Here is a 22564-nt window from a genome sequence, read left to right on the forward strand (position 1 = left end):
TTAACCACCTGATGTTGCGTTGCGCCTTGCGCTGTGCCGTCTCAGTGGTTGCGCATTATAGGGAGATTCGATTCTGGTGCAAGACTTTATTTGAAGTTTTTCACACTTTTCTATTAATCACTCAAAAAACAAACAATGCGTTTACTTTATCTTCACTAAGGTGCTGGCAAATGCTGCTAAATCAGCATATTTGCCATTAGCGAGTGCTAAACCTTCTTCAGTTAACGCTTTACCCGTTTCAACCAATACATTAGTACCAACGCCAGCCGCAATGCCAGCCTGTATGTCTGCCGTTTTATCACCAACAAAATATGAATTGGCTAAATCGATACCTAGCTCTTTGGTTGCAGTGAGCAGCATCCCCGGAGCAGGTTTACGACATTCACACACTTGTTTGTATTCTTCAACTGTTGCTTCTGGATGATGTGGACAGTAATAGATGCCATCGAGATCTACGTCTCTGTCAGCAAGAGACCAATCCATCCACTCAGTCAAATTCATAAAGTCGTCTTCGCTATAATAGCCACGACCGATCCCTGACTGATTGGTTACCAAAACTAATAAGTAGCCTTTTTGTTTTATCTCTTGGCAAGCTTCTATTGCCCCTTCAACAAACTCAAAATCATCCACTTCATAGACATAACCGTGATCAACATTAAGCACACCATCACGATCTATAAATACAGCAGGTTTAGACACACATATTTCCTTCATTACTAAAACAGGACAGAAACCAATAATCTATTGTTGATAATAATCACGATACCAATCAACAAACTGACTGATCCCAAGTTCAATTGAAGTCGTCGGCTTATAACCTACATCTTCAATCAAGGCATCGATATCAGCAAATGTTGCTGGCACATCACCAGGTTGAATTGGCATCATATTCTTTTTCGCCTCCATATCGAGGCTTTTTTCAATTTGTTCAATAAAATAGCCTAATTGCACTGGCTGATTATTGCCGATATTGTAAACACGATATGGTGCAGAGCTTTGCGCGGGGCTGGAGTGTTCCGGTGTCCAAGCCGCATTCGCTTGTGGCACTTTATACAGTGAGCGAACCACGCCTTCAACAATATCGTCGATGTAAGTAAAATCACGCTGCATTTTGCCATAGTTAAATACATTAATGGGCTTACCTTCCATAATCGCTTTAGTGAACAAAAACAGCGCCATGTCTGGTCGTCCCCATGGACCATAAACGGTAAAAAAACGTAATCCCGTGGTCGGCAATGCAAATAAGTGACTGTAAGTATGCGCCATTAGCTCATTTGATTTTTTCGTTGCTGCATATAAAGAAACCGGATGGTCGACACTGTGCTCGACTGAAAATGGCATTTGGGTATTAAGGCCATAGACCGAACTTGATGACGCATAAACCAGATGCTTAACTTGGTGATGACGACAGCCTTCTAGAATATTAACAAAGCCAACTATATTTGAGTCTACATAAGAGTGTGGGTTTTCTAATGAATATCGAACGCCGGCTTGAGCGGCTAAATTGATAACACCGTCAAATTGCTCTTGCGCAAACAACTCCGCCATGGCTTCTCTATCTTGTAAATCAAGTTTCACAAATCTAAAGCCGTCTTTACCTTCTAGCCTTGCTAGACGGTCGTACTTTAATTGTGGGTCATAATAATCATTGAGATTATCCAACCCAACCACTTGGTGGCCATCTGCTAGCAAGCGTAAGCTCGTATAGCTACCAATAAATCCTGCTGCGCCTGTTACTAATACTTTCATTCGATCGTCCCTTGAACCCGTAATTGGGCATGAGCCTATTTCATTATTATTGAGTATGGCTCTCATTCTAGCGATAAGTTGAGTTTTTGCCTATTCCCTTACTTTCTTTGTTTCTGCTATAAATGAATGTGTGTTAATCATTAAAGGGAAATTTTATGGACATGTCTGGATTAAAACAGCTATATCAAAACAATGAACTAATTGAAGCCAATGTGATCCCTGCTACTCAAGGCAATGGCTGGATAGTCGATTGCAGAAATGCAGCGGGAGAAGGTCTGATCCTCACCAATGCCGTTGGGCGGGAGTCCTGCTTTAATAGCCAAGAAATGGCAACTTCCCAAGCAAATGCTATTGGCTTTATTGACGTCAACTGCATTGATATATAGTCAATCCACACATGTAACGAATTCATCTCACTTAAATTAGCGGTAGCCAATGAAATATCACAAAATTCCACACAGCTCCTTAGAAGTAAGTAAGATTTGTTTGGGTACCATGACTTGGGGCGAACAAAATACCGAGCAACAAGCCCATCAGCAACTTGATTACGCTCTCACCCAAGGAATCAACTTTATTGATACTGCCGAAATGTATCCCGTGCCACCAAGCGGCGAAACGCAAGGCTTAACGGAGCAATATATAGGCAACTGGCTCAATAAGACCCAGCAACGAGATCAAATAATACTCGCCACTAAGGTTGCTGCGCCATCTACTGGGCGCGGCATTTCTATCCGTAGCAACATGGCTCTTGATAGACGCAATATTCATCAAGCCTTAAATGATAGCCTAACCCGATTAAAAACAGACTACATCGATTTATACCAAATTCACTGGCCAGAACGGCGAACCAATTTTTTTGGTCAACTTAACTATCAGTATTCCGAACAAGAAACTTATACCCCCATCATCGAAACACTGGAAGCACTGCAAGAGCTAGTACAGGCAGGAAAAATTCGCTATATCGGGGTATCTAACGAAACGCCTTGGGGCGTAGCCCAATATTTACGGTTGGCAGAAAAACACAACCTACCGAAGATTGTCACCATTCAAAACCCTTATAATTTGCTCAACCGCACTTTTGAGCAAGGCTTGGCAGAGTTTTCTCAACGTGAAGGCGTAGAGTTATTAGCCTATTCTCCCCTTGCTTTCGGGGTGCTCTCTGGAAAATATCTCAACGGACAACGACCGACAGGTGCTCGGCTGTCATTATTTGAACGCTTCCAGCGTTACAGCAACCCGCAAGCGGAACAAGCAACGCAAGCGTATGTGTCATTAGCTCAAAACTTGGAAATGGACCCCAGTGTGATGGCCCTTGCCTTTGTTAACCAACAGCCGTTTGTGGCGGCGAATATCATCGGCGCAACCACTTTGGCGCAACTTGAAACCAACATTAGTAGCATAGATGTCACTTTGAGTGATGAAGTGATTAATGAAATAAACCAGATCTTCCAGCGCCAGCCAAACCCTTGTCCGTAAATAGAACGCCTTAGTTGATATATCGACTAAGGCTATTTTTTCAAATCTGTCACTATCTTACTTCCCGGCATTGAATTATCTTTGGTACACTAAATGCTACATATTTCATTGCAGTAGGCTTCCATGCGCGCTTATATTTTACTGACCCCATTACTTCTCGTAGGTTGTAGTCAATACAGCTTTAACAGTAACGTTGACAAAGAAAATTTTGACCAATACTTTAAACCTTCACAAGTAACTGTCTATGACAAAGCACAGTTAGAAACTCTCAACTATATCCACCTAACAACTGTTGAGGGGTCGGTTTGCCAACAGCAAGCTAATGAGCCCAAGCCAACCCTTGCTGATGCTCGTACTCAAGCACGCCTTGCGGCCGCTGATGCAGGAGCTAATGGTATTATTTTTACGCGGTGTATCGAAACATCCGATGATATCTGTCTTGCTGCAAGCTTATGTTATGGCCAAGCAATCAAAGTAGCCGAGCCAGATGAGTGAGTTTGTCTTCAATCAAATAGGCATTATCGAGTCGCCATACCAGCAAAAGTTCGCCATCCCTCGCCAGCCAGGCTTAGTGCCTGCAGCAAAAGGCCGTATCAAATTAAGTTCACACTGTAATAACCTTGACACTTTAAAGGGATTAGAGCGTTCATCCCACCTTTGGCTGATCTTTGTATTCCACGAGACAATGGAGCAAGGTTGGAAGCCTATGGTCCGCCCGCCTCGTCTTGGCGGCAATGAGAAAATGGGGGTATTTGCTACTCGCTCAACGTTTCGCCCCAACCCTATTGGTATGTCAGTTGTGCGAAATGAGGGGGTTTATCGGGAAGGCAAGCAAGTCTACTTACAGATTAGCGCGCTGGATTTACTCAACGGCACACCAATCCTAGATATCAAGCCATATTTACCCTACTCCGATTCATTAACAGGGGTACAAACAGGCTTTAGCCAACCAAATGAAAGCGACATGATGGCGGTTGAGTTTGCGCCCTTAGCGCAGCAGCAATTGAAGCAGCTCTCAAATCAATACCCTGAATTACCATTATTCATTGAGCAAGTTCTGCAACAAGATCCAAGGCCGGCTTACAAAAAAAATAAACCCGATGAAAAAACCTACGCCATGAGCTTATATGATCTAAATATCAGCTGGCGCGTAATAGCAAACACGAATCAAGTATTAGAAATCGCGACCACGACCTCGCCCTAAGTAGATACCCCTTTGCTGGCTCCCCTAGCACTGGTAAACTCTGGCAATATTTTTAAAACAACAAGAATCAACAGGATTAACATGCGTACCAGTAATTACTTACTTTCAACAGTGAAAGAAACCCCAAGCGATGCTGAAGTCATCAGTCATCAACTTATGCTCCGCGCCGGCATGGTTCGTAAACTGGCCTCTGGTTTATACACTTGGTTGCCCACTGGTTTACGCGTATTACGCAAAGTAGAAACAATTGTTCGTGAAGAAATGAACCGAGCTGGCGCTATCGAAATATTAATGCCAGTGGTTCAACCCGCTGATCTTTGGCACGAAACAGGCCGCTGGGAGAAGTTTGGTCCTGAATTACTGCGCATTAAAGACCGTCATCAGCGCGACTTTGTCCTCGGTCCAACCCACGAAGAAGTGATCACAGAACTGGTCCGTAAAGAAGTTTCTAGCTACAAGCAGTTACCGTTGAACTTGTACCAAGTACAAACCAAATTTCGTGACGAAGTTCGCCCACGTTTTGGTGTAATGCGTGCACGCGAATTCACCATGAAAGATGCTTACTCATTCCACACCTCACAGGAATGTTTAGAAAAAACCTATCAAGTCATGTTTGATGCTTACTGCCGCATCTTTGACCGCCTTGGTCTCGAATACCGCCCTGTTATTGCCGACACGGGCAGTATTGGCGGCAGTGCGTCACATGAATTTCACGTATTAGCTCAAAGCGGTGAAGATGACATTGTTTTCTCTGATGCCAGTGACTACGCGGCGAACATCGAAAAAGCTGAAGCGCTAGCACCAACAGAGCCTCGCGCAGCAGCCACTAAAACAATGGAATTAGTGGATACGCCAAATGCGAAAACCATTGAAGAATTAGTTACTCAATTTGAGCTGCCGATTGAAAAAACAGTTAAGACCTTAATCGTAAAAGCGGATGAAGAGTCTGAGCATAACTTAATTGCACTACTTGTGCGCGGCGATCATGAGCTCAACGAAATCAAAGCTGAAAAACTAGAGCATGTCGCATCACCATTAACGTTTGCGTCTGAAGAAGAAATTCGCGCCGCCGTGGGCGCAGGCCCAGGCTCACTCGGCCCTGTTAAATTATCTATTCCTGTTGTAGTCGATCGCAGTGTTGCCGCAATGAGTGACTTCGGTGCTGGGGCCAATGAAGACGGTAAACATTACTTTGGTATCAACTGGGGCCGCGATGCCGCTGAGCCAGAAGTGGCTGATTTACGTAATGTGGTGGTTGGCGATCCAAGCCCATGTGGCCAAGGTGTGCTATCTATCGCTCGTGGTATTGAAGTAGGTCATATCTTCCAACTTGGAGACAACTACTCTAAATCAATGAACGCCGCGGTGTTAAACGAGCAAGGTAAAAATCAAGTGATGACCATGGGTTGTTACGGTATTGGCGTTTCTCGTATTGTTGCGGCAGCGATTGAACAAAATAACGATGACGCCGGTATCATCTGGCCTGAGTCTATCGCGCCGTTTACTGTTGCGATTATTCCAATGAATATGCATAAATCTCATCGCGTAGCCGAAGTAGCAGAACAATTCTACCAAGCGCTCACTGAAGCTGGCGTTGATGTATTGTTTGATGATCGTAAAGAGCGCCCGGGCGTTATGTTTAAAGACATGGAGCTATGTGGCATTCCTCACGCGATTGTCATCGGCGACCGTAGCTTAGACAATCAACTGGTTGAATACAAAAACCGTCGCAGCGGCGAGAAAGAAGAAGTGGCGGTTGACGCTGTCGTCGATAAAATTCTTGCTGCGCTCAAATAAGCTCACTATTAAACTTTCTAAGGGTGCCTAGTGCGCCCTTTTTTAATGCCTGTTGAATAACATATTATGGCAACCTACTACTCCCCCCCATATGCCCTGCCAGCTTCAAGACACTTATCTATAAATATTAGTCGTAAAACTTTCATATACTTAGGTAAATAAAGCTAAGCTAAAGACATGAAAACAAAATCTTGCGCGTTATTATTAACCGGTGGCGGCGCGCGCGCGGCCTATCAAGTAGGGGTTTTAAAAGCCATAGCCGAGCTTTACCCAAGAAACCACCATAGCCCTTTTAATATTCTGTGTGGCACTTCCGCAGGTGGCATCAATATTGCCGCACTTGCCTGCTACGCCAGTTGTTTTAGGCTTGGAGTGAAAAAACTCGACTTCATGTGGCGAAATTTTCGCACCAATCAAGTTTACCAAACAGACATGCTACAACTCAGCGCGAAAATGCTGCGTAACTTTTGTGCCAGCTTCCAAGCCGATTATGCATACAAACCGGGCTTTTCATTACTCGACAATACACCACTGCGAGAGCTACTTAATCAATATATGGAATTTGAGAGAATTGACCGCAATATTCTTTCTGGCGCGCTTAACGCTGCCGCAATAACTGCTTCAGATTATACGACAGGGGATTCCATTAGCTTTTTTCAATCTAATGGTAATCATCAACCATGGCAGCGTGCCAAACGAAAAGGCGTCAATGCCATTTTAAATGCAGAGCACCTACTGGCAACATCCGCCATTCCGCTGCTCTTTCCGCCGTGCCAAATAGGACAGGATTATTATGGTGATGGCTCAGTACATCAACTTTCTCCACTGAGTCCTGCTATTCATCTCGGCGCTGAAAAAATTCTGGTGATCAGTTTAGAGCAACCGAGGATAAAACCTAATGCTCCCCGCCATGTGCCGAATATTTCAGAAATTTCAGGGCACTTATTAGATACTATTTTTACCGATACACTCAACTCCGATTTAGAGCGCCTTAATCGCGTTAACAGCACCTTAGCTCTGCTTGAGCAAGCACAACAACATCCAATGCAACTACAAACCATTGAAAGCTTTGTCATCAAGCCCAGTCAGGGCTTTAATCATATCGCCGATAAACATTATGATGCCTTACCATTAAGTGTGAAATTATTATTACGCAGTCTCGGCATTAAAAAAGGTAGCCAATCAACTTTGACGTCATATTTAATGTTTGAGCAAAACTATACTAGAGAGCTGATCCAACTCGGCTATCAGGACTGCCATAACCAAATGGCATCATTACAATCGTTCTTATTCGAGTAACTGTCGATCTTTAATCAATAGTAGCAGAGCCGCTTAACGCCCATTTAACAAATGATTTTCGGCAATTTCGATGTCCTTACTCTCACCTGACAATAACAAAATATCGCCTTGCTCAATCATCTCAAATGGGTCGGCCGTTTCGAAGATGTTTTTGCCATCGCGGCGCCATTCCATAATTTCAACATTAGCTAACTCCAACTGAACTAAAGCACGACCAATCGCCAATGAACCAGGTAACATTGTAACCGCATGTAAGCGTTCGCTCTGATGTTCAGCTTTATTTTCACTGGTTTCGCCATGAAAAAAACTATGTAAATGCTTATATTGATTTTCCCGCTCTTGCTGCATTTTTTTGATAATTTTGGAAATTGGCACCCCAGACATGAGCAGGACATGAGAAACTAACATTAAGCTACCTTCCAACACTTCTGGAACCACTTCAGCCGCACCATTAGCTTTTAACTCTACAATATCTTTATCGTCTTTGGTGCGTACCAAAACTTTAGCATCAGGATTTAATAACGAAATCGTATTCAACATACTCAAGGTTTTTTTATGGTTATGAAATGTGATAATCACCAGTTTTGCTTTGCAGACCCCTAGCATCAGTAAAATTTCACGGCGACAAGCATCGCCAAATGCCACTGATTCGCCACCACTGACAGATTCTTTGATCCGCATAGGATCACGATCAAGGGCCACATAGCTAATGTTTTCTGTTTTTAGAAAGCGCGCAATAGTTTGGCCAACACGACCATAACCACAAATAATCACATGATCGGTGAATTCTCCAGGCAAAGGTTTGCGCTTTTTCAGTAACGCTTCAGAGCTATGCAAAAGATCAACACTGAGCTTATGGCTATATTTAACCAAGGGCGGTGTTAAAGCCATTGATATCACCCCTACGGCAACAATAATCGAAGACTGCGTAGCACTCAGTAGATCATATTTGTTGGCGAGGGCAACCAGCACAAAACCAAACTCGCCCACTTGGCACAGCATCATGCCCGCTGCAATAGCATCTGTATTACGCTGCTTTAAAAGCTTTGCTAATAACGCCACAATGAGCATTTTCGTTACCATCAAGACTGCGACAATGCCAATCAACTCTAGCCAGAATTCGGCCAACACGGCTAAATCAATCAACATACCAATAGTGACAAAAAACAAGCCCATTAAGACATCACGAAAAGGCCGAATATCCGCTTCCAACTGGTGCTTATAATGACTCTCGCTAAGCATCATCCCCGCTAAAAATGCCCCCAAAGCCATTGATAAACCAAGCATATGGGTAAGGCCTCCAGCTAATAACGCCACAAGTAAGGTCATTAAAACAAATAGCTCATCTGACTGGTCACTGGCTATCTCTTGAAACAAGCGTGGTAAACACCATTTCCCGATAGCTAATATCGATAGCACCGCCACTAGCCCTTTCCCCATCGCGATGACGAGTGACAACGCAATTTCACCAGAACTCATCACTGGAACCGCCAAAATAGGCACCACAATAAGTAAAGGCATCACGGCAAGATCTTGAAATAACAGCACACTCACCGCCAACTGGCCTCGACGAGTATGAGTTTTTTGTTGTTCAACCAGCTGCTTAATTATAATTGCCGTTGAGGACATGGATAATGCACCAGCAATCACAACCCCTTGCTGCCAAGAAACCCCAGCGAGTAGAACCACAATAAAAAACAATATAGAGGATAAAAAAACCTGAGCGCCACCCAACCCAAACACCAAACCTCGCATGGTAATAAGCTTAGCTAAAGAGAATTCTAGGCCCAAAGAGAACATTAAGAAAGCAATGCCTAGTTCCGCAATCAGGTCCATACCGTGAAAATCAACAAAGAAAGACAGCCCGGATGGACCAATGAGCAAGCCAGTAAACAGGTAGGCAAGGATAGCAGGCAAGGCCAAACGGCGGAAAATTGCCACATTGATAACAGCGAGTAATAACAACAGAACGAACTCTAACAAGCAGGTTTTCCTCTTAACTAGTTGTTTTAATGTTAGTCAATTTCTCCTTATTTACCTTTCCGAACACAAAATAATAACTGGCACGTTTTCTGCTTATTTAAAACCAGTATTTTGCATAGTAATTTCGGCAATGAGGAAAATATGGATAATTTAAATAGAGTAGCAAGCTTGAATGAAGCAACAAGTCTATCCATAGCGTATAACAGTGACATTATTTTAAGCAGCGAGGATAAACTTGAAGTTCTTGAAGCGCTGCAACAGAGCCTAGAGCTGAAAGAGCTAATGCGCAATTTTGCTGCTCAAGCATCAAGGTTTGTTAAATTCATTGGCATTCGCTTCCAATCCGAACAGGGTTTTTTCACTGCTGACTTTCGTAAAAGCAGTGACTATATTGAAAACTTTGCAATCCACGACCGCAAACATGAACAGCTCGGTCATATGAGCTATCGCTGTGAAAAACCATTAGATGACAGGGCACTGTCGTTATTAGAAGAATTACATCGATTATTGTTATTACCCTTGCAGCACTGCCTAAGAATGTCTGAGCTTAAAGCTATTTCATTAAAAGACCATTTAACCGGTATTGGTAATCGTGCCTATTATGAAGAAAGTATTACACGATTAATTGAGCACAGTAGCCGTGCTAATCAAGGGCTAGCATTAATGCTACTCGATCTTAATGACTTTAAACTGGTGAATGATAATTTAGGCCATCAAGTAGGTGACAGTGCATTAACGGCTTTTGCTCGTGTATTGACTAAAGCCGTACGTCATTCCGATATGGCTTTTCGCTTAGGTGGCGATGAGTTTGCCATTATATTGACGCCAACAACTCAAGATTCCACCAAGCTAGTTGAACAACGTTTACGTAAAATGATAGTGGCAGATAAAATTTTAACCGAGTTAAAGCTGAGTGCCAGCATCGGTCATGTAAATTGGCATCGAACTATGTCTGCCACTGAGCTATTTAGAAAAGCCGACATTGCCTTGTATAAAGATAAAAAAAGAAAATAGAGTGACATCTAGACAGCCCTCACCTTGTTGGGTAAGGGCTTTTTCGTATTTGTGTTTCGTGCTAACAGTGCTGATTAATGATATACCTTCGCTAGCATCTATAACTCAAGAAGTAATTTGGCAATCGTGCGAACGCCATGACCTTTACCACCTGCGGCCCACAAATCATTTGGCGATTTTTGGTAAGCGCCAGATAAATCAAAATGCAGCCAATTCTTCTCTGGGTGCGTGACAAACTTAGATAAAAATGCAGCTGCTGTGCTTGCACCAGCTGTCCCCTCTGCACTTCCCGAATTAGCAATATCCGCAAAGGCTGAGCCTATTTGCTCTGTATGCCAAGGAGCCAAAGGCAATGGCCAAGCTTGTTCATTTTCTTCACGCGCACAGGTTAGAGCTTTATGTACTAAGTCATCATCCATACTTAGAATACTATTATAGTCACGTCCAACTGCCATTTTCGCCGCCCCCGTTAACGTAGCAGCATCAATGATCACCTTAGCGTTTAACTCACAAGCCACAATTAGGCCATCGGCTAACACTAAACGGCCTTCAGCATCGGTGTTCAAAATCTCAACTGAAACACCATTTTTATATTGAATAATATCGCCTAACTTAAAAGCATGGCCACTGACTAAGTTTTCAGCGCAGCACAATAATAGTTTAACGCGCTTTTTTAACCCTTGAGTGATCGCTAATGCTAAGGCGCCGGTTACGGTTGCCGCGCCGCCCATGTCACTTTTCATCACCGACATACCGTCGTTACCTTTCAAGCTGTAGCCACCAGAATCAAAGGTGATCCCTTTCCCTACAAGTGCCACGTCATAAGGTGCATCCGGATTGCCCGTTGGGTTGTAGTCAAGTTGCAGCATTGCTCCTTGACGTACACTGCCACGGCCTACGTTGTAGATACCAACATAACCTTGCTTTAACAGCTCTTCACCGTTAACAAAACGGTAAGTAATATGCTTACTGTCTAGTTCAGACAAAAACTCCGCCGCTTGTAACGCTAATTGACTCGGCCCAAGATCCTCTGGGGTCTTATTAATCATTTCACGCACCCACTCAGTGGCAAGTTTACGTGTATCTAACAGTGAAGCTTCTTGCTCTGAGACATCACCCCAGTTCACATTAGCACCGGTTTTGGGGTTATAAAAACCTTGATTGGCTGCCCAGCGCCACTCACTTTGCCACAGATCACCGGTTAAGGTTATCTCAGGGATCCCCATTGTTGCGAGCTTGCGAGCGGCTTTTTGAATTTGTCTAATAATGTCTTGCTCTTCATTTATGTGAATAGTGGCATGATCAGACTGAAAACTTAGCAGGGCAGATTCACCCCATTGCTCTGGAGCAGCGGACATTGAAATTTCAATAGCTAAAGGCACAGACATAACTTCCTCTTTAAGAATCGCATAAAGAGGCAGCATAGCAGAAGGATTAGAGTCACGAGAAGGAATAAACGAAATGTACTAAATTTAAGGCAATAAAAAAGGCGCGAAGCGCCCTTTTCGTAACTAAAAACAAAACCTAAGCTGTATTAGTGCCCTTCAGACACAATATTGACGGTATATTTAGGAATATCAACCACTAGGTCTTCATCCGCAACCTCAATCTGGCAGCTTAAACGTGACTCAGGCTCAAGACCCCAAGCTTTGTCTAGCATATCGTCTTCAAGTTCATCACTTTCTTCAAGTGAGTCAAACCCTTCACGAACAATGACATGACAAGTGGTACAAGCACACGACTTTTCACAGGCATGCTCAATGTGAATACCATTTCGCAGCGCAATTTCCAGTATATTGTCGCCCTGTTTGGCTTCAACGGCCAAGCCTTCTGGGCATAACTCTTGATGGGGTAAAAAAATAACCTTTGGCATACTAAACCTTATCGACAGATTGTCCTTTAAGCGCTTGGCGTATCGATCTATCCATACGACGAGCAGCAAACTCAGAGGTGGCTTGATCGACATGGTCGATCGCCAATTTAATTTGTTTTTCATCATCACCAGCGGCCGCTTCTTTAAGACTCGCGATCGCTTGGTTGATATCTTGTAATTCCGATTCTGAAAGCAATGTCTGAGCATCTTTCCCTAGAGCCGCATTAAGCGTTTCGATAACTCGCTCAGCATCTACTTTTTGTTCAATCAACATTCTCGCGCGAATATCTTCCTTAGCATGAGCCATTGAATCTTTGAGCATATCGGCAATTTGCGTGTCCGCCAAGCCATAAGAAGGTTTCACTTCAATATGGGCTTGGACGCCGGATGATTTTTCCATCGCGGTTACACTGAGTAAACCGTCTGCATCGACTTGAAAAGTAATGCGAATATGGGCAGCGCCTGCAGCCATCGGTGGAATATCAGTCAGTTCAAAACGAGCAAGTGAACGGCAATCAGCCACCATTTCACGCTCTCCTTGAGTAACGTGAACGGCCATTGCCGTTTGACCATCTTTAAAAGTGGTAAACTCTTGCGCCTTAGCGACTGGAATGGTGGTATTACGCGGAATGATTTTTTCCACTAATCCCCCCATGGTCTCAATACCAAGTGAAAGAGGAATAACATCTAACAGCAACATTTCTGAATCGGGCTTATTCCCCACTAGAATGTCCGCTTGGATAGCCGCACCAATCGCAACCACTTTGTCAGGATCGATACTGGTTAATGGCTCTGCTGCGAAAAATTCACCGACCTTTTCACGTACATAAGGCACGCGCGTTGAGCCACCAACCATCACCACTTGCTGTACATCTGCAATACTTTGCTCGGCATCTTTTAATGCACGCCGACAAGCCAGCAGGGTTTTCTTTACCAAGGCTGCAATTAAAGACTCAAACGTGTCACGAGTTAATGTCACTTTTAGTTCAAGAGAATCGACTGCTACGATCACTTCATCTGAGTCTGAAAGCGCCTGCTTCGCATCACAAGCGGCTTGTTTTAATTCACGCTGTAAAGAGTGTGAGAATGGCCCCTGAATTCCTGCTTGCTCGGCCAACCAATCAACAATTTGATGGTCAAAATCATCGCCACCCAAAGCAGAATCACCGCCGGTAGCAAGTACTTCAAACACACCTTTATGCAGGCGTAATATAGAAATATCAAAGGTACCGCCACCTAGGTCATAGACAGCAATGACACCCTCTTGACCCGAATCAAGCCCATAAGCAATAGCTGCCGCTGTTGGCTCATTTAACAAACGCAGTACATTTAAATTAGCGAGAATAGCAGCATCTTTAGTCGCTTGACGCTGGGCATCATCAAAATAGGCAGGCACGGTAATAACCACACCGCTAAGTTCATCTCCTAGGGTCTTAACTGCCGTGCTCGATAGACTTTTTAGAATTTCACTGCTGACCTGAACGGCGTTCACTTCCCCTTGACGTGTTTTGATTGAGATGCTGTCAAGCTCACCAAAATGATAAGGCAGTTGGCTTTGTTCTATATCGGCCAGAGATTTACCCATTAAGCGTTTCACTGAAACTAAGGTATTGGCTGCATCTTTAACTGCAAATCCCATCGCATCTCGGCCAACTAAGATACCCGATTCTGCATAATGCACCACTGAAGGAATGATATCCTGCCCTGATTCATCAACTAAGGTTTCAGCCACACCACTACGCACACTCGCAACTAATGAGTTTGTCGTACCTAAATCAATGCCTATCGCAAGCTTTCGCTGATGAGGGGCAGCGCTTTGGCCTGGCTCAGCTATTTGAAGTAACGCCATAATCTAATTTATTCCAGGAGGGATTCTTCTAAACGTTCAAGTTCATCTTGTAACTTGAACATGAATTTTAATTTTCGTACTGAGACAGCTGCGGCTTCATAGGTCTGTGCGGTGAGTTGCGCTTCAAGCTCGGTTTGTAACTGCTGTTGACTGCACTTCAAAGCCTGTTCAAATTCAGCGATATCCGCTTCTGTTTGATTACTTTGCGCAATGTCTTCAAGCTGCTCTCGCCATTCCATTTGCTGCATTAAAAAGCCAGGGTCGCGTAGCGTTTGCTGCTCCGCTTTTAATTCGATCCCGGCAAGACTTAATAAATACTCAGCACGACGCAGAGGGGATTTTAATGTTTGATAAGCATCATTGATTTCAGACGCTTTTTGCAGCGCAACTAAGCGCTCTCCTTTAGCCGCAGTTGCAAACCTATCGGGATGGAATTGCTTCTGCAATTCCCGATAAGTTACTGCGAGGGAGTGAGTATCAACAGCATAGTCTGGGGCTAAACCAAATAACTCAAAATAATTCACATGCAGCCCTTATACACTGAAACTCTCGCCACAACCACACTCACCGTCTACATTAGGGTTGTTAAATTCAAAGCCTTCATTTAAGCCTTCTTTAACAAAATCCAATTGAGTGCCGTCTAAAAAAGCCAAGCTTTTAGCATCAACGATGACATTCACCCCATTTTGCTCAAAAACTTCATCATCGGGATTAAGTTCATCAACAAACTCCAATACATAGGCAAGTCCAGAACATCCAGAGGTTTTCACCCCTAGGCGAAGTCCTAATCCTTTACCTCGATTGGCCAAAAAGTCACGAACGCGTGCTTCTGCCGGTGGTGTCATCGTTACTGCCATGTTACTGCCTCGCTTTAATTACGCTTTTTTGCTTTTATAATCTTCAATTGCTGCTTTAATTGCATCTTCTGCAAGAATTGAGCAGTGGATTTTAACAGGTGGCAGCGCAAGTTCAGCTGAAATATCGGTATTTTTTATTGCTGCAGCTTCTTCAAGTGATTTACCTTTCACCCACTCTGTAATCAGTGAGCTTGAGGCAATCGCGCTACCACAGCCATACGTTTTAAATTTTGCATCTTCAATAATACCGGTATCACTAATTTTCAACTGTAGCTTCATTACATCGCCACACGCTGGCGCGCCAACTAAACCAGTTGCAACCGTTGGGTCGTCTTTTGCAAAAGAACCAACGTTACGTGGGTTCTCGTAGTGATCAATTACTTTTTCGCTGTAAGCCATAATATATTACTCCAGTGCTTTAATGGTGTTAACGTGAAATTAATGATGAGCCCATTCAACTTTGCTCAAATCAATACCTTCTTTGAACATGTCCCAAAGTGGTGACATTTCACGTAGACGGCCTATATTTTTATTTATAATTTCAATTGCGTAGTCAATTTCTTCAGCAGTTGTGAAACGGCCTAAACTGAAGCGGATTGAGCTATGGGCTAATTCATCATCACGACCAAGGGCGCGCAGCACATAAGAAGGCTCAAGGCTTGCAGAAGTACAAGCACTGCCTGATGAAACGGCCAAATCTTTCAATGCCATTACCAGTGATTCGCCTTCAACGTAGTTAAAGCTCACATTTAGGTTACCGGCAATACGATGCTCCATAGACCCGTTAAGATACACTTCTTCCATATCTTTAACGCCGTTCCATAGCCGTTCTCGCAAAGCCAGAATACGAGCAGACTCTTCAGCCATTTCTAATTTTGCGATACGAAAAGCTTCACCCATACCCACAATCTGGTGAGTAGGCAATGTACCACTGCGCATACCACGCTCATGACCACCACCGTGCATTTGTGCTTCTAAGCGTATACGTGGTTTACGACGTACATACAAAGCACCAATGCCTTTAGGGCCATAAATTTTATGTGCAGAAAATGACATTAAATCGACTTTTAATTCTTGTAAATCAATCGGTAACTTTCCAACACTTTGCACGGCATCAACGTGGAAATAAATTTTGTTGGCACGACATAACTCACCGATTGCAGCAATATCTTGGATCACGCCAATTTCGTTATTAACATGCATGATGCTCACTAAAATCGTGTCATCTCGCAGCGCTGCTTTCACTTGTTCAACGCTAATAATACCGTCGCTATCTGGCTCTAAATAAGTCACTTCAAAACCGTCACGTTCTAACTGACGACAAGGGTCTAACACCGCTTTATGCTCAGTTTTGGAGGTGATGATATGCTTGCCTTTTTTGCCGTAGAATTCAGCAATACCTTTAATAGCAAGGTTGTTTGCTTCGGTTGCGCCAGAGGTAAACACTATTTCACGAGGATCAGCATTCACAAGATCGGCAATATCATTACGGGCGATATCTACCGCTTCTTCAGCCTGCCAACCAAAACGGTGAGAGCGCGAGGCAGGATTACCAAAATTGCCATCTAAGGTTAGGTATTGCATCATCTTTTCAGCGACCCGAGGATCTACTGGGGTTGTCGCAGAATAATCAAGATAAATTGGCAACTTCATTTTGTTCTCCATATAAGCACGTCTGTCATTTAGTGCTGCACATTGCTATAAGCGAAAATTCACTTCCAACTGTTCTAATTTGTTAACCAGCTTACTTTCAGTGCTGGCTGATTTCATTTTATTGTCTTGCGCAACGGCAATCTGTCTTACTTCTGCATTATTGACAAGTTCAGCCAAACTAATGCCGTTAAGAAAATCACTGATCCGATTACTGAGCTGATTCCAAAGGGAATGGGTAAGACACTGAACACCATCTTGGCAAGTTCCTGTGCCCATGCATTTTCTGGCATCAACTGACTCATTTACGGCATCGATAATCATACCGATAGAAATTTTGTCACCCTCTTTGCCGAGCAAATAACCGCCACCTGGGCCTCTCACACTCGAAACAAGGCCTTCTTTTCTTAACTTAGAAAACAACTGCTCTAAATAAGACAAAGAGATACCTTGTCGCTCAGAAATTTCAGCTAATGGCACTGGGCCTTTTCCTGTGTGTAGCGCTACATCTAGCATTGCGGTTACGGCGTAGCGGCCTTTAGAAGTCAGTCTCATTGCGCATCTCTGTTGTAAACTTAAGATGCATTATCAAATAACCGACTAAATTAGTCAAGTATAAAACCGACTAAAATACTCAGGTATTCTTTGGTTCGCCTTTTACCCGTTTTTCTGGTCTTCTGATGCCCTGGACTGCTTTATCAATCGAGGTCAACATACCGCGTAAAATATTCAACTCTTGTACTTCTGGGCGAGCACGATTAAAGAAACGTCGTAACTTGTTCATCACTTGACCGGGATGCGATGGCACAATAAATTCAACCTTGGCTAAGGTGCTTTCTAAGTGCTGATAAAACCGTTCAAGATCCGCGCTAAGGGGGTACTCTTGCTCTTGCTTTGGCCAGCTTTCTTGGGCTAAAAATGTCATACGCACTTCATAACATAAGGTTTGCACTGCCATCGCTAAATTTAGGGATGAATAGTCAGGATTAGCGGGGATATTTACGTGAAAATGACAACGTTGCAGTTCATCATTGGTTAAGCCCGTGCGCTCACGGCCAAACACCATCGCTACTTTTTTGTCCTTGCCTTCTTGTACCACTTTTTCAGCCATCTCACGTGGCCCAAACATCGGCCAATTTAACGTGCGAGACCGAGCGCTCGCGCCAACCACAAGTTGACAGTCAGCGATTGCCTCTTCTAAATTACCATAGGTCGTAATATTTTTGACCACATCTGATGCACCAGCAGAAAGTGCGATAGCATGGCTATCTACTTCACAATCCGGCGTCACTAATACTAAGTCGTGGATCCCCATGGTTTTCATTGCACGCGCCGCACTGCCAATATTACCAGGGTGAGATGTGCCTATCAGCACGATCCGTACATTTTCCAACATGAGACCACTCTACTACTATTTAAAAATGCGGATTCTACCACAGCAAAGCGCGTAAAAAACGCCTTTTATTACTTTACTATCCACGATGGTATTGATAAGATCCGCCGCCGTAATTTTATACAACGTTCTTTAACATCTAGTGGTGAATCCGATATGCATCCTATGCTAAATATCGCGGTACGTGCAGCACGTAACGCAGGTAATGTAATTGCTAAAGCTTATGAACAACTTGAAAAAGTTGAAGTAGAACAAAAAGGTTCAAACGATTTTGTAACCAATGTTGATAAAGAGGCTGAGTTAGCAATTATCAATACCATTCGCAAATCGTATCCTGACCACTGCATTGTGGCAGAAGAAAGCGGCGAGCTAGCTGGTAGCGAAACTGACTACCAATGGGTTATCGATCCACTAGATGGCACTTCTAATTTTGTTCGTGGTATCCCACACTTTGCCGTGTCTATTGCCCTTCGTGTAAAAGGTAAAACTGAGCAAGGTGTTGTTTTCGACCCTATCAATAACGAGTTATTCGCAGCCACTCGAGGCTCAGGCGCACAATTAAATGGTTATCGTATCCGTACGACTAACGCAAAAGACCTTAAGGGCACTTTGCTCGCGACAGGCTTCCCATTTAAGCAAAAACATCACAGTGAGTCGTACATGGCTATTTTTGCTGATTTATTCACTGAAGTCGCGGATATGCGTCGTGCTGGCTCTGCAGCGCTAGATCTCGCTTATGTGGCCGCTGGCCGTTATGACGGTTTCTGGGAGCTTGGCCTTAAGCCTTGGGATTTCGCAGCAGGTGAACTGATTGCTAAAGAGGCTGGTGCGATTGTGACTGACTTTGCTGGTAACCATGAATATCTTAAATCAGGTAACCTAGTAGCAGGTAGCCCTAAGGTAGTAAAACAAATGTTAGGTAAAATTCGCCCACATTTGACAGAATCAATCAGCCGTTAATTATTTATATTGCAGATGATAACAAAAAGGCGCAATAGCGCCTTTTTTTATGCCTGTCGCTATTACACTTACTCAGCTATCTCATGGCCCGCTTCTTTCCAACCACGAAAACCACCATCCATACTAATCACCTTGGTATAGCCCATTTTCTGCAAGTTTTCGACCGACAAAGCAGAACGATAGCCGCCGCCGCAATAAACAACTATCTCTGTTGCTAAATCAGGACAACGTTGCTCAATATCGCGCTCTAATATCCCGCGTCCTAAATAAATTGCGCCGGGAATATGCCCTTTGGCCCATTCACTTTCTTCTCGATTATCAATCAGCACAAATTCCTTACCGGCATCTAGCCAAGCCTTAACGGTCGGGATGTCTGTTTCTTGAATTTGCGCGCGAGCTTGATCCACTAACGTTAAAAATCGTGTGCTGTGCTGCATAAAAGTCCTTATTAAAATGTTCCAAACAACGGTAATGTGTTGCGTATGGGTGGCTAACTTAAGTTAGCAGTTAAGCAAAATAACGATAATGAGCATCGTATGTCTATCCAAATATTACCCCGAATAGTCATAATAAAAAAACCCGCCGCAGCGGGTTTTGTCAGAAACTGATACTTATTGACCTAAACCACTGGCTCTTGATCAGCACCTTCTTTTTCAATTTCAACGGGGATCATATGCTCACGGGAAATCCCCAAAGCAATGGCTAGAGCACTAGCAACGTAAACCGATGAATAAGTACCGACAAAGATACCCACTAGTAATGCCGTAGCAAAACCATGGATCATCGCGCCACCTTTTAAGAACAAGGCAATCAATACGAATAATGTAGTGCCCGATGTAATTAAGGTACGACTAAGGGTTTGTGTCAGCGAAATATCCACAATCTCTTTTGGCCCACCCTTACGCACACGGCGAAAGTTCTCACGAATACGGTCAAATACAACAATGGTATCGTTGAGTGAGTAACCCACTACCGCTAACACCGCAGCTAACACTGTTAAATCAAACTCTAATTGAAACAGTGAAAAAACACCAAGTGTTAAAATAACGTCATGGCCTAGAGCTGCTACCGAGCCCAGTGCTAAACGCCACTCAAAGCGCATGCTCACATAAAGCAAGATACACGCTAACGCGACAATAATCGCAAGACCACCATTTTCCGCTAGCTCAGCTCCGACATTTGGGCCAACAAACTCAATACGACGCATTTCTACGCCTTGATCTATGTTGGTCTTCAGTGCAGCCAGAATTTGCTGACCGATTACTTCACCTTTTACACCTTCAAGTGGAGCAACCCTCGCCATCACCTCTTTGGTACTACCAAAATGCTGCACAATGGCGCCTGGGAAGCCATTATCAGTTAGCACATCACGTACTTGATCTAAATCCGCGGGCTGTTCAAAACCCACTTCAATCAACGTACCGCCAGTAAAGTCCAAGCCCCAGTTAAATCCTTTAACTGAGATAATGCCGATTGCAAGCATGACTAAAAACAACGACAGAAATGACGCTGGTTTAGCATATCGCATGAAGCGGATCGTATCGCCTGGTTTTAATATTTGAAACATAATTGATACTTCCTGTTAAATCGATAGCTTCTTCAGACGTTTACCGCCCCAAAGCAGGTTAACGATAGCGCGAGTACCGACAATAGAGGTAAACATTGAAGTCGCAATACCGATCATCAAGGTAACAGCAAAGCCTTTAACTGGACCGGTACCAACCGCAAATAAGATAAATGCTGTAATCAAGGTCGTAATATTGGCATCTGCAATGGTTGAAAACGCATTACCATAACCTTCGTTAATGGCTTTCTGCACACTCTTACCATCCAGCAATTCTTCCCGAATACGCTCGAATATCAGTACGTTCGCGTCCACTGCCATACCAACAGTCAATACAATACCTGCAATACCTGGTAAGGTTAATGTTGCGCCCGGCACCATCGACATGATGCCGACAATCATCACTATGTTGACCAACAGCGCCACATTCGCCACTAAGCCAAATGCGCGGTAGTAAATTGCCATAAAAATAACCACAGCAGCCATACCGTACATCATCGCCGCCATACCGTTATCGATATTTTGCTGACCCATACTTGGCCCAATAGTACGCTCTTCAACAATTTGAATTGGCGCAATCAAGGCACCCGCACGCAATAGTAATGCTAAGTTATGTGCTTCAGCAGGGTTATCAATACCAGTAATACGAAAGCTTCGGCCTAGTTGCGCTTGAATGGTTGCGACGTTGATAATCTCTTCGTGTTTAACCAGCTTACGCTTGCCGTTTTCGTCCTCTTTACCCGTTGGTAACCATTCAATAAACAAAGTTGCCATTGGCTTGTTGATATTATTTTTGGTCACACGCGACATTTTTGAGCCGCCTTGTGAGTCCAAATCAATATTAACTTGAGGACGGCTGTATTCATCCATGCTCGAGCGAGCACCAACAATATGATCACCGGTCAGCATAATTTGCTTTTGTAATACATAAGGTTGACCATCACGGTTCTTATAAACCTGAGATGTTGATGGTAAACGACCCGCAACGGCATCACGAACATCGGTTTTATCATCAACTAAACGAAACTCGAGCATCGCAGTTGCGCCAAGAATTTCTTTCGCTTGTGCCGTGTCTTGCACCCCTGGTAACTCAACAACGATACGATCAGAGCCTTGACGCTGTACTTGCGGCTCAGCAACGCCCAGTTGGTTGACACGGTTACGTATGATGGTAATGTTTTGCTCAAGGGCGTAATTCTTGGTTTCTTTAAGCTTATCTTCACTCATTGAAACTTTTAATAAGTAAACGCCTTCACTTTCATCATCTTCAAACACAAAACCTGGGTATTTAGGCTTTAAGAAAGTCTCCGCCTCACCACGTGTTGCTTCATCGGCAAAACGCAAGATCACCCCATTATTTTGTGCATCTTCACGCACACCGCGATAGCGGATTTTCTCTTCACGTAACTCAGAGCGAAAATCACTGACCATTTGTTCTTTAGCTTTAGCAATAGCGGCATCCATGTCCACTTCCATTAAGAAGTGAACGCCACCACGTAAATCTAAACCTAATTTAAGCGGGCCAGCGCCAAGCGCTTCTAGCCAAGCTGGCGTGGCTGGCGCTAAGTTTAATGCAGTAGTGAATTGAGCACCTAATAGCTCAGAGATAAGCTCTTTTGCTTTTAACTGGTCATCACGATTGACTAAGCGAACTAAAAATTTGCCTTCTTCAAGAGCAGCGCTTTTTACCGCGATATTAGCTTGAGAGAGTGCATCGTTAATTTGGCCCACGGTGCTCAGTTCAACTTCTGCGCCACGTTTGCCCGATACTTGTACGGCAGGATCCTCACCGTAAAGGTTGGGAGTTGCATAAAGTAAACCTATGGTGATCACACAGATCACCATAATGTACTTCCACAACGGATATTTGTTTAACACTATAAACGTCCTTGTAGA

General features: G+C 43.7%; 23 protein-coding genes. 8 read left to right on the forward strand and 15 right to left on the reverse strand.

Annotated elements, in window-relative coordinates:
- Positions 1-141: 141 nt before the first annotated feature.
- On the reverse strand, positions 142-699 hold the full coding sequence (gmhB, locus tag K1M91_RS14165) for a D-glycero-beta-D-manno-heptose 1,7-bisphosphate 7-phosphatase (RefSeq protein ID WP_232802696.1): 558 nt from the start codon (positions 697-699) through the stop codon (positions 142-144).
- Positions 700-741: 42 nt separating this feature from the next.
- Complete coding sequence (locus K1M91_RS14170) at positions 742-1749, reverse strand: NAD-dependent epimerase (protein ID WP_232802697.1); 1008 nt, start codon at positions 1747-1749, stop codon at positions 742-744.
- 155 nt (positions 1750-1904) lie between these two features.
- On the opposite strand from K1M91_RS14170, the gene K1M91_RS14175 reads away from it, so the two are divergent.
- The 6 genes from K1M91_RS14175 to K1M91_RS14200 all read left to right on the forward strand — a co-directional run bounded on the left by K1M91_RS14175 (position 1905) and on the right by K1M91_RS14200 (position 7525).
- Positions 1905-2135: a hypothetical protein gene (locus K1M91_RS14175; RefSeq protein ID WP_232802698.1), complete on the forward strand. Its 231-nt coding sequence runs from the start codon at positions 1905-1907 to the stop codon at positions 2133-2135.
- Between the two features lie 49 nt (positions 2136-2184).
- Positions 2185-3225 carry an NADP(H)-dependent aldo-keto reductase gene (locus tag K1M91_RS14180; protein WP_232802699.1) on the forward strand — a complete coding sequence of 347 codons (1041 nt, stop codon included), beginning with the start codon at positions 2185-2187 and terminating at the stop codon, positions 3223-3225.
- A gap of 123 nt (positions 3226-3348) precedes the next feature.
- On the forward strand, positions 3349-3720 hold the full coding sequence (gene rcsF / locus K1M91_RS14185) for an Rcs stress response system protein RcsF (protein WP_232802700.1): 372 nt from the start codon (positions 3349-3351) through the stop codon (positions 3718-3720).
- Positions 3713-4429 (forward strand): tRNA (N6-threonylcarbamoyladenosine(37)-N6)-methyltransferase TrmO, encoded by a 717-nt coding sequence (gene tsaA, locus K1M91_RS14190; RefSeq protein WP_232802701.1) that lies wholly within the window; start codon positions 3713-3715, stop codon positions 4427-4429. The genes rcsF and tsaA overlap by 8 nt, the downstream gene beginning before the upstream one ends.
- A gap of 81 nt (positions 4430-4510) precedes the next feature.
- On the forward strand, positions 4511-6226 hold the full coding sequence (locus tag K1M91_RS14195) for a proline--tRNA ligase (protein WP_232802702.1): 1716 nt from the start codon (positions 4511-4513) through the stop codon (positions 6224-6226).
- Between the two features lie 177 nt (positions 6227-6403).
- A complete protein-coding gene (locus tag K1M91_RS14200) occupies positions 6404-7525 on the forward strand; it encodes a patatin-like phospholipase family protein (protein ID WP_232802703.1) in 1122 nt (373 codons plus the stop codon).
- Between the two features lie 33 nt (positions 7526-7558).
- Here the strand turns inward: K1M91_RS14200 and K1M91_RS14205 are convergent, their stop codons facing one another.
- A complete protein-coding gene (locus tag K1M91_RS14205) occupies positions 7559-9508 on the reverse strand; it encodes a cation:proton antiporter (protein ID WP_232802704.1) in 1950 nt (649 codons plus the stop codon).
- 141 nt (positions 9509-9649) lie between these two features.
- Here K1M91_RS14205 and K1M91_RS14210 point away from each other — a divergent pair, with 141 nt between their 5' ends.
- Positions 9650-10522: a GGDEF domain-containing protein gene (locus K1M91_RS14210; RefSeq protein WP_232802705.1), complete on the forward strand. Its 873-nt coding sequence runs from the start codon at positions 9650-9652 to the stop codon at positions 10520-10522.
- Positions 10523-10620: 98 nt separating this feature from the next.
- On the opposite strand, the gene pepB is transcribed toward K1M91_RS14210, so the two are convergent.
- From pepB to trmJ, 9 genes are all read right to left on the reverse strand, one after another.
- A complete protein-coding gene (pepB, locus tag K1M91_RS14215) occupies positions 10621-11910 on the reverse strand; it encodes an aminopeptidase PepB (RefSeq protein WP_232802706.1) in 1290 nt (429 codons plus the stop codon).
- A 146-nt stretch (positions 11911-12056) separates the two neighbouring features.
- Positions 12057-12395 (reverse strand): ISC system 2Fe-2S type ferredoxin, encoded by a 339-nt coding sequence (fdx, locus tag K1M91_RS14220; protein ID WP_232802707.1) that lies wholly within the window; start codon positions 12393-12395, stop codon positions 12057-12059.
- A 1-nt stretch (position 12396) separates the two neighbouring features.
- Positions 12397-14244, reverse strand: a complete 1848-nt coding sequence (gene hscA / locus K1M91_RS14225; RefSeq protein WP_232802708.1) for a Fe-S protein assembly chaperone HscA — start codon at positions 14242-14244, stop codon at positions 12397-12399.
- 8 nt (positions 14245-14252) lie between these two features.
- Positions 14253-14768 (reverse strand): co-chaperone HscB, encoded by a 516-nt coding sequence (hscB, locus tag K1M91_RS14230; protein WP_232802709.1) that lies wholly within the window; start codon positions 14766-14768, stop codon positions 14253-14255.
- A 9-nt stretch (positions 14769-14777) separates the two neighbouring features.
- Positions 14778-15101, reverse strand: a complete 324-nt coding sequence (iscA, locus tag K1M91_RS14235) for an iron-sulfur cluster assembly protein IscA (protein ID WP_232802710.1) — start codon at positions 15099-15101, stop codon at positions 14778-14780.
- Between the two features lie 18 nt (positions 15102-15119).
- The gene (gene iscU / locus K1M91_RS14240) at positions 15120-15500 is read right to left on the reverse strand and encodes a Fe-S cluster assembly scaffold IscU (protein ID WP_232802711.1); all 381 of its coding nucleotides are present in this window, start codon (positions 15498-15500) and stop codon (positions 15120-15122) included.
- Positions 15501-15539: 39 nt separating this feature from the next.
- On the reverse strand, positions 15540-16754 hold the full coding sequence (locus K1M91_RS14245) for an IscS subfamily cysteine desulfurase (RefSeq protein WP_232802712.1): 1215 nt from the start codon (positions 16752-16754) through the stop codon (positions 15540-15542).
- 45 nt (positions 16755-16799) lie between these two features.
- Positions 16800-17306 (reverse strand): Fe-S cluster assembly transcriptional regulator IscR, encoded by a 507-nt coding sequence (gene iscR, locus K1M91_RS14250; protein WP_232802713.1) that lies wholly within the window; start codon positions 17304-17306, stop codon positions 16800-16802.
- Positions 17307-17385: 79 nt separating this feature from the next.
- Positions 17386-18147 (reverse strand): tRNA (cytosine(32)/uridine(32)-2'-O)-methyltransferase TrmJ, encoded by a 762-nt coding sequence (gene trmJ, locus K1M91_RS14255; RefSeq protein WP_232802714.1) that lies wholly within the window; start codon positions 18145-18147, stop codon positions 17386-17388.
- Positions 18148-18300: 153 nt separating this feature from the next.
- Here trmJ and suhB point away from each other — a divergent pair, with 153 nt between their 5' ends.
- The gene (suhB, locus tag K1M91_RS14260; protein WP_232802715.1) at positions 18301-19104 is read left to right on the forward strand and encodes an inositol-1-monophosphatase; all 804 of its coding nucleotides are present in this window, start codon (positions 18301-18303) and stop codon (positions 19102-19104) included.
- Positions 19105-19172: 68 nt separating this feature from the next.
- On the opposite strand, the gene K1M91_RS14265 is transcribed toward suhB, so the two are convergent.
- From K1M91_RS14265 to secD, 3 genes are all read right to left on the reverse strand, one after another.
- Positions 19173-19541: a rhodanese-like domain-containing protein gene (locus K1M91_RS14265; protein ID WP_232802716.1), complete on the reverse strand. Its 369-nt coding sequence runs from the start codon at positions 19539-19541 to the stop codon at positions 19173-19175.
- 182 nt (positions 19542-19723) lie between these two features.
- The gene (gene secF / locus K1M91_RS14270; RefSeq protein ID WP_232802717.1) at positions 19724-20671 is read right to left on the reverse strand and encodes a protein translocase subunit SecF; all 948 of its coding nucleotides are present in this window, start codon (positions 20669-20671) and stop codon (positions 19724-19726) included.
- Between the two features lie 15 nt (positions 20672-20686).
- A complete protein-coding gene (gene secD, locus K1M91_RS14275) occupies positions 20687-22546 on the reverse strand; it encodes a protein translocase subunit SecD (RefSeq protein WP_232802718.1) in 1860 nt (619 codons plus the stop codon).
- Between the last annotated feature and the right edge of the window lie 18 nt (positions 22547-22564).

Origin of the sequence: Motilimonas sp. E26 (assembly GCF_021278025.1) — a bacterium.
GTDB lineage: Bacteria > Pseudomonadota > Gammaproteobacteria > Enterobacterales > CBDFNC01 > Motilimonas.